The organism is Rheinheimera hassiensis (assembly GCF_022436675.1).
Taxonomy (GTDB): domain Bacteria; phylum Pseudomonadota; class Gammaproteobacteria; order Enterobacterales; family Alteromonadaceae; genus Alishewanella; species Alishewanella hassiensis.
Genome location: NZ_JAKUJZ010000003.1, coordinates 25049 through 38100 on the forward strand (window position 1 = coordinate 25049; position 13052 = coordinate 38100).

A 13052-nucleotide genomic window follows, 5' to 3' on the forward strand; every position below is an offset into this window, starting at 1 on the left:
TACAGCAGGCAAAACAATTTGGATCGGAAAATTTTAGCCGCGCAGTGTTACATGCATAAAAAAACGGCAAGTTGCCTGCGCAACTTGCCGCTTTGTTATTCACAATAACAATAGCTTATTTTTTGCTGGTGCCAACCTCGACACGGGATTTTAGCTTTTGTCCCGGCCGGAAAGTCACAACACAACGGGCAGAGATAGGAATATCCTCACCCGTTTTTGGATTACGGCCAGGGCGCTGATTTTTAACCCGTAAGTCAAAATTGCCAAAGCCTGATAACTTAACCTGATCCCCCGCTTCCAGAGCTGCGCGGATCTCTTCAAAAAAAGCTTCCACTATTAATTTGGCATCGCGTTTGCTAACACCAAATTTTGTAAACAGACGTTCTGCTAAATCGGCTTTGGTAAGCGCCATTCTTAATCCCTCAACGTTGCGTTGAACTCTTCACCAAGCGCGTTAACTACTTGATTTACCAACTGTTGGATATCTTTATCTTCCAGGGTACGCGCTATATCCTGCAGGGTCAGAGCAATGGCCAGCGATTTAAAACCCTCTGCCACACCCGGTCCTGTGTACACGTCAAACAATTTTAGGTCAACTAATTGATTTCCGCCAACTTTTTTTATAGTAGCAGCTATATCAGCAAAACGCACCTCTGATTTCACTACCAGCGCTAAATCGCGCCGGTTGGCAGGGTACTTAGACAGCTCACGTGCCTGCACTATATCACGCAGACCAAGCGCAGCGACATTAAGTTCAAACAGATAGGCTTTACCTTTAATGCCAAGTTTGCGCTCGGCCTCCGGGTGCAGTGCGCCTACATAGCCGGCCAACACATCGCCACGATAAATCGCGGCAGTCTGCCCCGGATGCAGAGCACTGTGCTCAGCGGTAACAAAGCGGAACTGCTCTGTGGCTGACGTTTGTGCTAACAGCGCCTCAACATCGCCTTTAACATCATAGAAATCCGCAGTACGGCTTTCCATGTTCCAGTGTTCGTTATGCATAGAGCCAACAATAACACCGCCGATCACGGCTTCCTGGCGCACACCGCCTTCTGCTGTCGCATCAGGTATAAATTTAAGGCCATACTCAAATAAACGAATGCGGCTTTGCTGGCGATTCTGGTTATATTGCACCGTTTGCAACAAACCCGGCCATAAGTTTAACCGCATAGCCGACATGTCGGCTGAAATGGGGTTAGGCAACACCAGTGCAGTTTGCTGTGGAAACAGCTGCTGCTGTACTTTAGGATCAACAAAGCTATAAGTAATTGCTTCCTGATACCCTCTGTCTACCAGCACGGTGCGCAAACGCTGAACATTCAGCTCTGCCTCGTTAAAGCTGCGCATTTTCAGTGCAGCCTGTGGCGCGACATTCGGAATACTGTTGTAACCATATACCCGGGCGACTTCTTCAATTAAATCTTCAGCAATGCTGATATCAAAGCGGTAACCCGGAACACTAACCTGCCAGCCGTCGGCGGTTTCGCTTACATTCAGGCCCAACCGGCTAAAAATAGCCGTTACCTCAGCTTTAGCAATGTTAATACCCAAAATACGCGCCAGCTTGGCTTCTGTCAGGCTGATATTGGCAACTGCAGGTAAATGCTGCTCAGATACCGCTTCAACAACAGGCCCGGCTTCGCCACCACAAATTTGTAGTAATAACGCCGTTGCCCGCTCCATCGCGGTATGTTGTAACTGCGGGTCCACGCCTCGCTCGTAGCGGTGTGATGCATCAGTGTGTAAACCGTATTGGCGGGCTTTACCGGCAATGGCCAGCGGAGCAAAGAATGCGCTTTCTAAAAATACATCTTTAGTTTGCGCGGTAACACCGCTGTGCAAACCACCAAACACACCGGCCATCGCCAGCGCTTTGCTGTTATCGGCAATAAGCAGGGTATTGGCTTTTAGCGTGACTTCGCTTTCATCCAGCAATAACAGCTTTTCGCCCTCTGTTGCCAAACGTACGTTGATGTCACCGTCGATATTTGCCAGATCAAAGGCATGCATCGGGTGGCCCAGCTCCAGTAACACGAAGTTGGTAATATCAACCACCGCATCAATGCTGCGCACGCCACAACGGCGCAGTTTTTCAGTCAGCCACAAGGGGCTCGGTGCCTGTACATTTACATTACGTACAATACGGCCTAAATAACGCGGGCAAGCATCCGGGGCACTTAATGTAATGCCTTTTTTATCGCTGATTGCAGCGGCAACCGGGGTAATTTGCGGCTCGCATACGGCTTGCTTATTTAACACGCCAACTTCACGCGCCAGGCCTTTAATACCTAAGCAGTCGGCACGGTTTGGTGTTAAATCTACTTCAATAATATGGTCATCCAGTTGCAGATACTGGCGGATATTCTGCCCTACCGGCGCATCGTGCGGCAGTTCGATAATGCCATCAGAGTCATCCGCCATACCAAGCTCAGATAATGAACACAACATGCCATTTGAGGGTTGACCGCGTAGCTTAGCAGCTTTAATGGTAAAATCGCCCGGCAATACGGCGCCCACAGTCGCCACAGCCACTTTTAAGCCTTTACGGCAGTTTTTTGCACCACACACAATATCAAGCAGCTCGTTGCCGCCAACATTGACTTTGGTTACCTGTAACTTATCGGCATCCGGGTGCTGGCCACATTCAACCACTTCGCCCACCACTACACCACTGAATTGTCCGGCTACGGTTTCAATGCCGTCAACTTCCAGGCCTGCCATAGACAGCTGTTCAGATAAGGTGTTGGTGTCAATGGCTGGATTTACCCACTCGCGTAACCAGGCTTCACTGAATTTCATCTAAATTAACTCCGCTTATCTGAACTGTTTTAAAAAACGTAAATCGTTTTCGAAGAAGGCACGCAGGTCGGTCACACCGTAGCGCAGCATGGTCAGGCGCTCTACGCCCATACCAAAAGCAAAGCCGCTGTAAACTTCAGGATCAATACCCACAGAGCGCAACACATTGGGGTGCACCATACCGCAGCCAAGTACTTCTAACCATTTACCATTTTTACCCATTACATCCACTTCAGCTGAAGGCTCAGTGAACGGGAAAAACGATGGCCGAAAACGGATTTGTAAGTCTTCTTCAAAGAAGTTATGTAAAAAGTCGTGCAATATACCTTTTAGCTCAGTAAAGCTGACTTTGGTGTCGACCATTAAACCTTCAACCTGATGAAACATCGGCGTATGAGTTTGATCGTAGTCGTTACGGTATACCCGGCCAGGCGAAATAATGCGCAGTGGCGGCTGTTGCTGCTCCATAGTACGGATTTGCACACCGGACGTTTGGGTACGCAGCATCAGTTTTGGGTTGAAATAAAAGGTATCATGATCAGCCCGTGCCGGGTGATGCTCCGGAATATTCAGCGCATCAAAGTTATGAAAGTCATCTTCAATTTCAGGGCCCTGTTTAACTTCAAAGCCAAGTTCAGCGAAAAAAGCAGAAATACGTTCAATAGTGCGGGTAACGGGGTGTAAACCACCGGTTTCCAGCATACGGCCCGGCAGAGTCACATCAATTTGCTCTTGTGCCAGTTTGGCAGCCAGTTGGGCATTTTGCAGCAAATCACGGCGCGCATTTAATGCATCCTGCACCTGCTGTTTTAACTCATTGATCTCAGCACCGGCTTGTTTGCGCTGCTCAGGGTCCATCGCACCCAGCGATTTCAATAATTCAGTAATACTGCCTTTTTTACCAAGAAACTCGACCCGGATAGTTTCCAGTGCCGGAATATCTGCGGCGCCGGCAACGGCCTGTAAGGCGTTTTCCAATATTGCTGTTAGGTTCATGCGTGTCCTCAAAGCAGCTAGGGGTTAAATCGCGTCAAAGCCGCCAATGATACACCAGAATTGCCGCTAAACGCAGGCTGTTAAGGCATTTTTTCTAAAAAGCAGGCTGAAATAATGTTACAGATTAAATGAGGATTTCTTTAACAAAAGGAATTGTCAGCTTACGCTGATGCACGATGGTGGCTTTATCCAGTTTATCCAGAATAGACACCAAAGCGCGGATATCACGATCCTGATGATTCAATAAATACCGCGCCACCTCATCCGGCAGCTCCATACCACGCAGGCGGGCTTTTTGTTGCAGCAGCTTGTGCTTGTCGTCATCGGTAAGCAAACGCAGCTGAAACCCGGTACAAGCCTGCAGGCGCGAGACTAAATCGGCCAGTTGCAGGCCAAGTTGCTGCGGCGCTTCGTTGCCAACAATAATCAGCGCTTTACCCTGCTCTGCCATGCGGTTATATAAATCAAACACTGCCGTCTGCCAACTTAATTCACCGGCAATCGCCTGAATATTATCCAGACACACCAGATCAAGTTGCTCTAAATCATCAAGCAAACGCGGGCTTAACAAACGCCAGTCATCCAGCGTCAATAATTGGCTGGTCAGGCCCTGCTCTTGTGCCTGCACACAAGCGGCATATAGCAAATGTGACTTGCCACTGCCACTGGCACCAAACAGATAAACCGGGCTTTGATTCGCCGGCTTTTGCAGATAGTTTTTTAAAAACGCTACCGCAGCGGTTTGCCCGGCAGCGTAAAAACTGTCCAGTGTTTCATCTTCCGGCAAGGTTACCGCCAGCGTGTATTGCAACGGCTGCATCAGGGCCTCAGATAGCGGTATGTCGCCAACGTTGGCAGCGGTTGCTCATTCAGTGCTACAGCATCATTAGCCGGTACAAGCTGTAACTGCTTATTAAAGCGTAACGCGTTAAGCAAACCGTCTGCGGAAATCGCGGCCTGAACCGCATAGTGCGCAATACCTGCGTGATAACTGCTGACAGTAACCTGCGACACACCTACCACCTGTTGCAACAAACGTTGCACCTGAACAATGTCGGTCAGATTACCAAGCTGGCGCACCTGCAGCGTAAACTGCGCACCGCCGTCTGCTGACAACACACTGGCGTAACGCTCTGAAAGCTGAGTCGCCAGCACCACAGCAAACTGCTGCATTAATGCCGTTTCGTCAGCTGCGGTAATTTCATCGCGCAACGTTTTGCCATCGGCCTGACGCTGCCAGTTAAGCCGTAGCTGCTCTTTGCCGTCAGTACTTTGCTTTTCAATACTGGCTATTATCACTACATCAGCTGAGTAACGGCTACTGGCCTGTGCAACAGGTTGCCAAAAGCCAGCCCAGACATCAGTCTCAGATAAACTGAGCAAATCATCCATATCGTATAGTGGTAATGTTAATGGCAGTGCGGCTTGACGAAACGCCTGCTGCATAGCAGCATTAGCAGGGTGGCTGCTCTGGCGGATAAACTGACGTTCAGAGCCATTCTGCTCTACCAGCCAGATTAAGGTATCCGGGCGTAAGGCGCCCCATACTGCTATTCCTTGCTGCTGCAGCAACTGGTTAACCTTTTCAGCATCAAGCAATACCCGCATCCGGTTACCACCAGCCTGGCGCACGTTTTCAAATTGCTTAACATAGCCGGCTGCTTTTGCCAGCTCAGCTTTTACCTGTGGTAGCTCTGTAACCTCAGCCTTACCGCTAACCCGCACCAACACCTGCGCCAGCGCCTGACGCTGCCATTCATTGCCTGATGTTGTTGAGTCAACATCTGCCTGATATAAATCAGCAATTTGGGTAGCAAAAACAGGTTGCAGATACAGCATGCCGAGCAAAAATGCGACAATAGAAAAATAATGTTTCATCAGGTGTAACCTCAGGCCAATACCGGGAAAATACCTTTTAATCCGGCACCGATAAATTCAACCGTAATGGCAGCCAGTATCAGCCCCATTACCCAGGTAATCCAATTAATATTTTGTATTTCCAGCATAATCAAACTGCGTTATTTATGTATGCGATAGCTGCAGTGTAATGACAAAAGCAAATCCGTTTCAATGTGTTATAAAAAATAAAGCCACCGTAAGGTGGCTTTATCGGGAACGTAGTCTTTAATCCAGCTTAACACCAAGGCGGTTAGCCACTTCTTCATAGGCTTCTACCACACCACCTAACCCCTGACGAAAGCGGTCTTTGTCCAGCTTTTTACGGGTGGCCTTATCCCATAAACGGCAACCATCCGGTGAAAACTCATCGCCAAGCACAATTTCGCCGTTAAAAACGCCAAATTCCAGCTTAAAATCTACCAGCATCATGCCGGCAGCATCAAACAGCGCGGCTAACACTTCATTAGCTTTAAAAGTAAGCTGTTTCATTTTTGCCAGCTGGTCTTCAGTGGCCCAGTTAAAGGCGACAGCCAGAGACTCATTCACCATAGGATCATGCAAAGCATCGTTTTTCAGGAATAGCTCAAAGGTTGGCGGCGTTAACGCTATACCTTCAGCAACCCCCAGACGACGCACCAAAGAGCCGGCAGCAAAATTACGCACCACACACTCAACCGGGATCATGTTCAGCTTTTTTACCAGCACTTCATCGTCAGACAACAGCTGTTCTACCTGAGTAGGAATGCCTGCGTCCTGCAATTTTTGCATAATAAAATAGTTGAACTTGTTGTTAATCATCCCTTTACGGTCAAGCTGTTCGATACGCTCGCCGTCAAAAGCTGACGTGTCGTTACGAAAGTGCAACACCAGCAAGTTATGATCTGTTGTATTGTATACCGTCTTAGCTTTACCACGGTACAACTCGGTTGTCTTCTGAACCATTCTAAAACTCCAGCCGCGCAGCGAAAAATTCAGCCGCAGAGTATAAAGATCTTTGCCCTTTATTCAACTGCCTTTTCTGTTTGCTGTGTAATTAAAGCTCAACCATTGCCTGGCGTACAGCCTGTACAAAAGGATCATGTAGTGCCAGCACCATCTCAGCACTTAATGCCTCACCACTGCTATTTTGAATGGTCATTGCGGTACCATTGTTGTTACGCTTCAGCACCAGTTGGTATTCACCTTCCTGTAACGGTAACTGGATTGGCGCGTCGTTACCCCAAATACTGCTCCAAAAGCCCTGCTCCGGTTTCTGATAGTCCAGATAGTAGGTAAACGAGGATCGGTTCATATCGGTTACCGTTAAATTTAACGCCGTAAATACGGCTTCCAGCTGTGACCATACCACATCAACCGATTGCGAACTTAACAGTGCCGGATTACCGTCACTATCCAGGCCCGGCTCTACCGAAACATCTGGCGCTTTGGCTTTGTTGGCCAATGCAACTGCAATTTCTTCTTTGCCTACCCGGTCAATAATCTGGTTTAGCAAGGCTACTTCCTGGCGATGCGCTTCGCGGCCAGCCAGTTTATTTTCGGCAACAAAATACTCATGCTCCAGCATAGTTACCGTTAAACTGGCAGAGCGGCCGTGCGGACGCGGTTCAAATAATAATTTAAAACGTGCCTGTTCAGTTTCAGAGGTGGATTTCCAGAACCAAAAGCCGGTTTCATCTGAACGTTTTATCCAGCCGGTAGTATATTCCAGGCCTTTTTCGTCTGTTTGTTGCAGGGATACCCCCTGTTCCGCGAACTGTGCGGTTAAGGCGTGTTGTAAAAAGGGAATAAGATCGCCGGTAAAATCGTTGCGGTCAAACCAGACTCGCGCCAGGCGCTCGCCTTCTTCTACGCGGCTGCTGGACGCCGTTGCCAGCACCAGCGATGGTGCTTTTATTTCCACATCAGCCACTGCGGCATCCGTTGCCGGGATATCGAACTGGCCGGGTCTGGCGGGTTGTTGTAATCCGGCCGGAACTTTAATGCTCTCAACGCTACGCTGTGGCGCTGTGGCATCACCCTGACTGCCGTCAAACATGGAACAACCTGCCAGCAAAACACTGACAGCAATACTACTTTTGGCCCAATATTGCACTTAACTACTCCTAATAAATAACGCTATGCATTATGACAGCTCAATACCAGCCTGCTTTAATGCCTGTTCGATTACCGCCGCATGAATTGGTTCCAGTTGCGTTAATGGTAAACGCATCATGTCCGAACCTATCAAGCCCATTCTGTGCAAAGCCCACTTGGCTGGAATGGGGTTAGCTTCAATAAATAAATCGTGGTGCAGTGCCTGCAGTTTTTTGTCGATAGCCTCAGCTTCTGCCCGGTTACCCTGCGTAGCTGCCTGACACAAGTCCGCCATCAAACGTGGGGCTATATTGGTGGTAACAGAAATCACACCTTGGCCACCTTGCAGCATAAATTCAGCCGCCGATGCATCATCGCCACTTAGCAGTACAAAATCTTCGGGGCATAATTGCTGTAGCTCTGTCAGGCGCTGCATTGAACCCGTGGCTTCTTTAATACCAACAATATTTTTTGTCTTTGCCAGCTCGGCTACGGTTTCAGGTAATAAATCTACCCCGGTACGGCCGGGTACGTTGTACAACAATACCGGTTTATCTGTGGCAGCCGCTACAGCATTAAAATGTAATACCATGCCTTTTTGCATTGGTTTATTGTAAAACGGCGTTACCGTTAAAAAACCAGCGATGGGCAAATCTGATAAGGCTTTGGTGCGCTCTACCGCTTCAGCGGTGGCGTTAGCACCATTACCGGCAATAACGGCAATAGCACCATTAACTTGTTTACATACCGCAGCAATGACTTGCAGTTGGTCATTAAAACTAATAGTGGCCGCCTCACCTGTAGTGCCCATTATTACCAGGCCCTGAGTGCCATTTTTCAAATGAAAATCAACCAGCGCACTTAAGCCTGTGTAGTCAATTTCGCCTTCTGCAGTCATTGGCGTTATCAGTGCAACCCAGCTTCCTGTAAACATGTAAAGCACAACCCTTTTTACGTTAAGGGCGCCTATGTTAAAGACAGCAAGCAGCAAACACAAGAATGGATCCACGCTTATTGCAACTTGGTGTAAACGGATGAAATATTCCAGCCTTGTGCTACACTGCCGCGCATTGTTTTACTTTGTCTTTTTTATGTTTCTCCCGGGGTTTTATTATGCCGCAACAACTTGTTGTCACCGCCATCGGCACCGATCGTACCGGTATTGTTAGTAAATTGGCGCGTCTGGTTACCGACTGCAATTGCAATATTATTGATAGCAGAATGGCTATTTTCGGCGGCGAATTTACTTTTATTATGCTGTTGTCCGGTGATCCGGCGGCCATAAGTCGTATTGAACATTTATTACCCAACCTGGGGCTGGAGCTTGATCTGACGACCATGACCAAACGTACCAGTGCCCATCAGAGAAAACCGGTGGCCGCGCATTACGTGTTGGAATACACCGGCCCGGACCGGGTTGGTACCCTTGGCGCCATAACCGGTTTGCTGGCAAGCAGACAGGTTTATATTGGTTCGCTGCAATCAGAAAGCCGCCCCGGCACTGATAACAATCAAGCCGTAATGCATACTCTTATGACACTGGAGTTGCCTGAAGGCGAGCAGCCAGAACAGATAAAAGCAGACATTACAGCGTTAATGCAAACAATGAATTTAACCGGCAGTTTTCATGCCCAAACCTGAAATGGAGTGCCTAATGACATATTTAAGCGTCGGCGCCAGCGCGCCTGATTTTACCCTGCAAGACCAGCAGAATAATCCGGTACAGCTATCTGCACTGTTAAAACAACAACGGGTGTTAGTGTATTTTTATCCAAAAGCCATGACGCCAGGTTGCACGGTACAAGCCTGTGCTTTGCGTGACAGTAAAGCAGAGTTGGCAGCCAAAGGCGTAACCGTGGTGGGTATCAGTACAGATGCACCGGCTAAACTGGCTAAGTTTGCACAACGTGACCAGCTAAACTTTACTTTGCTTTCGGATGAAGATCATAACATTGCCGACGCCTTTGGCGTTTGGGGTGAGAAAAAATTTATGGGCAAAGTGTATGACGGTTTACACCGCATCAGTTTCTTAATTGCTCAGGACGGTAAGGTTGAAAAGGTTTTTGACAACTTTAAGACCAAAGATCACCACCAGGTCGTGTTAAATTACTTGAGCTAACTACAGGAGCACCATATGCAAAAACATTTAATGGCAGCACTTATTGCCCTTGCAATAGCTCCGGCAGCACAAGCTGATGATTTGAAAACGGAGAAAACGCCTCTAACCGTAAGCAGTGTTACCTCTGGGCTTAAGCACCCCTGGGGCATGGCTTTTCTGCCTGACGGCAAAGTCCTGGTAACCGAGCGTAATGGCGGCATGATAGTTGTTGACGCAGAAGGTAACAAAAGTGCGCCGCTGGCGGGTTTACCGGAAGTTGATGCCCGCGGCCAGGGCGGCTTACTGGATGTTGCCTTATCTCCCGACTTTGCGACCGACAGCACTATATATTTCAGTTTCAGTGAGCCCGGCACTGACAGCAATAGCACAGCCGTCGCCAGCGCCAAACTTAGCGGTGATAAACTAACCGACGTAAAAGTTATTTTTAGTCAGCAGCCTAAATATAAAAGTAACCACCACTTTGGTAGTCGCCTGGTGTTTGACAAAAACGGCGAGCTGTTTATTACCACAGGAGACCGCGGCAGCCAGCGCGATCAAGCACAAAAACTGGACAACCATATCGGTAAAGTGATCCGCATTAATACCGATGGTACACCGGCAAAAGACAACCCTTATATTAAAGACAGCAACGCCAAGCCGGAAGTTTGGTCGTATGGTCATCGTAATATTCAGGGCGCAGCACTGCACCCACAAACAGGTGCACTGTGGACACACGAGCACGGCCCTCAGGGCGGTGATGAAATTAATATCGCCCAGCCAAGTAAAAATTACGGCTGGCCGGTTATTACCTACGGCGAAGAATATGGCGGCGGCGTGATTGGTAAAAAAGAGCAGAGTGGCCTTGAGCAGCCGCTGCATTACTGGGTACCGTCTATAGCACCAAGTGGCCTGATGTTTTACACCGCCGATATGTTTAGTGAGTGGAAAAATAATATGCTGGTTGGCTCGCTGAAATTCGGTCAGTTGGTGCGCCTGGAGCTTGATGGTGAAAAAGTCAGCCACGAAGAGCGCATTATGATCGGCCACCGCATCCGTGACGTTGAACAAGGGCCAGATGGTGCAGTTTACTTACTGACTGACAGCTCAGACGGTCAGTTATTACGTTTAACACCGGCGAAATAATCCAGTGAACAAAGTAAAATCTACCGCCAGCCTACCGGCTTTGTCGGCGCTGGCGCTGGCTCTGCCATGCCTGTTCAACCACAGTTTACGCGCTGAAGAAACTGAAGTTATTGTGATAAGTGCCTCCGCGCAGTCTGAATCCTGGCTAGACAGTGCCGCTTCGGTAGAGCTTAGCCCGTTACCAGAGCAAGGTATTATTATCGACAGCGCGCAAATATTTGGCGCCATCAGCGGAGTGCAGGCAGACAGCAGAGCCAATTTTGCCCAGGACACCCGGGTTAGTATCCGTGGTTTTGGCAGTCGCAGTGCTTTTGGCATTCGCGGCCTGCATTTGCAGCAAGATGGTATTCCGCTGTCTACGCCCGATGGTCAGGGCCAGCTATCCAGCGTGTTGCTAGACAGCATAGCCCGGGTAGAAGTGCTAAAAGGCCCGCTGGCGGCACTATATGGTAATGCCTCTGGCGGCGTCATTTCGCTATACAGCCGCACACCGGTACAAAACGCCGTGACCGCCAGCGTGGCAGGCAGCGAGCAGCACCGGCAGTATCAGCTGCAGGCCGACTGGGTTAGTGGTGAGCACAGCTTAAGCACGGCGGTAAAACAGTTTCGTACCGACGGTTACCGGCCGCACTCTGCCGCAGAAAAACAACAGGCGCAGCTGCTATACAAAACGCTGCTGGCAAACAGCATTAGTCTTAGTGCAAGGCTGGATTACGCCCGAGATCCTGCCCTGCAGGACCCACTGGGTTTATCGCTGACAAACTGGCAACAAAACCCGCAGCAAACCGATAGTGCCGCACAAACATTCGATACCGAAAAAAACAGCCGCCACCGCCAGCTTAGCCTGAGTTTATCAGCCTATGATGATCCGGACCGCTGGCAACTCGGTAGCTGGCTTGGCGACAGACAAATTAACCAGCGTCTGGCCTTTACCGGCAGTGCGTTATCTTCTGCCGGGGGCGAAGTGGTTTTGCAACGCAAGTTTAAAGGTATCAATGGCAGCTATCGCTTGCTACACGGCGATAACTACAGCATACGCGCCGGTGGCAGCCTGGTACAAAGTGACGACGAACGCCAGGGTTTTGTCAATAACTTTGGCCAGCGTGGCGACTTGCGCCGCGATCAAACCGACAGCGCAGACAATACTGATGTATTTGTTCGTTTTAACTGGCAACCGGCAGATTTATGGCAGGTACAGGGCGGCTGGCGTTACAGCGAGTTAAAACTCAGCATTGCCGACCGCTTTATTATGCCGCAAAACCCTGATGACAGCGGTGCTAAACAGTTTTACAACGACGCTTTGGCACTGGGTTTAAGCTATCGCATTGCAGCGGGTTTTAGCTGGTTTGTTAGCGCAGGTACCGGCTTTGAAAGCCCTACCCTGGCAGAGATTGCGTACCAGACAGACGATACCGGCGTGAATCTGGCACTAAATGCCAGCAAAAACCGGCAATGGGAAAGCGGCTTTAAATGGCTAAGCGAGGGGCTGAGTGCCAGCCTGAGCTATTTTAACGTTGACAGCAAAAATGAGCTGTTAGTTGCCAGCAGCAATGGTGGCAGAACCAGTTACCGCAATGCCGCCAAAACAGAGCGCCACGGCGCTGAGTTGCAACTTAACTGGCAAACTAATGCTTATATACGCCAGCAGCTGAACGCCAGTTATTTATCCGCTAAGTTTGCCGATGCCGGGCTGGATGGCAAACGCTTACCAGGCATAGCTGACAGCCAGCTACACTGGCAACTGGCCGTGCAGCCATGGCAAGACAACACTGAATTTGCCCTGCACAGCCAGTATCGCAGCAAAGTGTATATTGATGATGCCAATAGCGACAGCGCACCGTCAGCGCTGACATTTTCACTCAGCGCACGCCATAGCCAGCAATGGCAACAGCTTAATCTGGCTTACTGGCTGGTATTGGATAATGTCAGTGATAAAGATTACGTCGGTTCAGTTATTGTAAACCAGAGCAATGGCCGCGCCATTGAACCAGCACCGGGTCGCCAGCTTAGTGCCGGTATCAGCATCGGCTACAACTGGTAA

The 13052-nt window shown here is 49.3% G+C and carries 12 protein-coding genes; 4 read left to right on the forward strand and 8 right to left on the reverse strand.

The genetic code is table 11. The features are described 5' to 3' along the window. Positions 1-115 precede the first annotated feature (115 nt). The 8 genes from ihfA to dapA form a co-directional block, all read right to left on the reverse strand. Positions 116-412 carry an integration host factor subunit alpha gene (gene ihfA, locus MJX74_RS05945; protein ID WP_068235786.1) on the reverse strand — a complete coding sequence of 99 codons (297 nt, stop codon included), beginning with the start codon at positions 410-412 and terminating at the stop codon, positions 116-118. Between the two features lie 2 nt (positions 413-414). Continuing rightward, positions 415-2802, reverse strand: a complete 2388-nt coding sequence (pheT, locus tag MJX74_RS05950) for a phenylalanine--tRNA ligase subunit beta (RefSeq protein ID WP_240221667.1) — start codon at positions 2800-2802, stop codon at positions 415-417. A 15-nt stretch (positions 2803-2817) separates the two neighbouring features. Further along, entirely contained in the window at positions 2818-3798 is a 981-nt protein-coding gene (gene pheS, locus MJX74_RS05955) for a phenylalanine--tRNA ligase subunit alpha (RefSeq protein ID WP_068235781.1), read from the reverse strand. Positions 3799-3922: 124 nt separating this feature from the next. Continuing rightward, positions 3923-4618: a DnaA inactivator Hda gene (gene hda, locus MJX74_RS05960; protein ID WP_240221669.1), complete on the reverse strand. Its 696-nt coding sequence runs from the start codon at positions 4616-4618 to the stop codon at positions 3923-3925. Beyond that, the gene (locus tag MJX74_RS05965) at positions 4618-5676 is read right to left on the reverse strand and encodes a DUF2066 domain-containing protein (RefSeq protein WP_240221671.1); all 1059 of its coding nucleotides are present in this window, start codon (positions 5674-5676) and stop codon (positions 4618-4620) included. The genes hda and MJX74_RS05965 overlap by 1 nt, the downstream gene beginning before the upstream one ends. A gap of 246 nt (positions 5677-5922) precedes the next feature. Continuing rightward, complete coding sequence (purC, locus tag MJX74_RS05970) at positions 5923-6639, reverse strand: phosphoribosylaminoimidazolesuccinocarboxamide synthase (RefSeq protein ID WP_240221673.1); 717 nt, start codon at positions 6637-6639, stop codon at positions 5923-5925. A 91-nt stretch (positions 6640-6730) separates the two neighbouring features. After that, complete coding sequence (bamC, locus tag MJX74_RS05975; RefSeq protein WP_240221675.1) at positions 6731-7789, reverse strand: outer membrane protein assembly factor BamC; 1059 nt, start codon at positions 7787-7789, stop codon at positions 6731-6733. A gap of 30 nt (positions 7790-7819) precedes the next feature. Beyond that, the gene (gene dapA, locus MJX74_RS05980; RefSeq protein ID WP_240221677.1) at positions 7820-8704 is read right to left on the reverse strand and encodes a 4-hydroxy-tetrahydrodipicolinate synthase; all 885 of its coding nucleotides are present in this window, start codon (positions 8702-8704) and stop codon (positions 7820-7822) included. Between the two features lie 179 nt (positions 8705-8883). On the opposite strand from dapA, the gene MJX74_RS05985 reads away from it, so the two are divergent. Genes MJX74_RS05985 through MJX74_RS06000 form a run of 4 tightly spaced genes read left to right on the forward strand, consistent with a single transcriptional unit; the run spans position 8884 to position 13052 of the window. After that, positions 8884-9411: a glycine cleavage system transcriptional repressor gene (locus tag MJX74_RS05985; RefSeq protein WP_068235763.1), complete on the forward strand. Its 528-nt coding sequence runs from the start codon at positions 8884-8886 to the stop codon at positions 9409-9411. Positions 9412-9424: 13 nt separating this feature from the next. Then, positions 9425-9889 (forward strand): thioredoxin-dependent thiol peroxidase, encoded by a 465-nt coding sequence (gene bcp, locus MJX74_RS05990; RefSeq protein ID WP_240221679.1) that lies wholly within the window; start codon positions 9425-9427, stop codon positions 9887-9889. A 15-nt stretch (positions 9890-9904) separates the two neighbouring features. After that, positions 9905-11011: a PQQ-dependent sugar dehydrogenase gene (locus MJX74_RS05995; protein ID WP_240221681.1), complete on the forward strand. Its 1107-nt coding sequence runs from the start codon at positions 9905-9907 to the stop codon at positions 11009-11011. Positions 11012-11015: 4 nt separating this feature from the next. Next, positions 11016-13052, forward strand: coding sequence for a TonB-dependent receptor family protein (locus MJX74_RS06000; RefSeq protein WP_240221683.1), 2037 nt, complete (start codon positions 11016-11018; stop codon positions 13050-13052).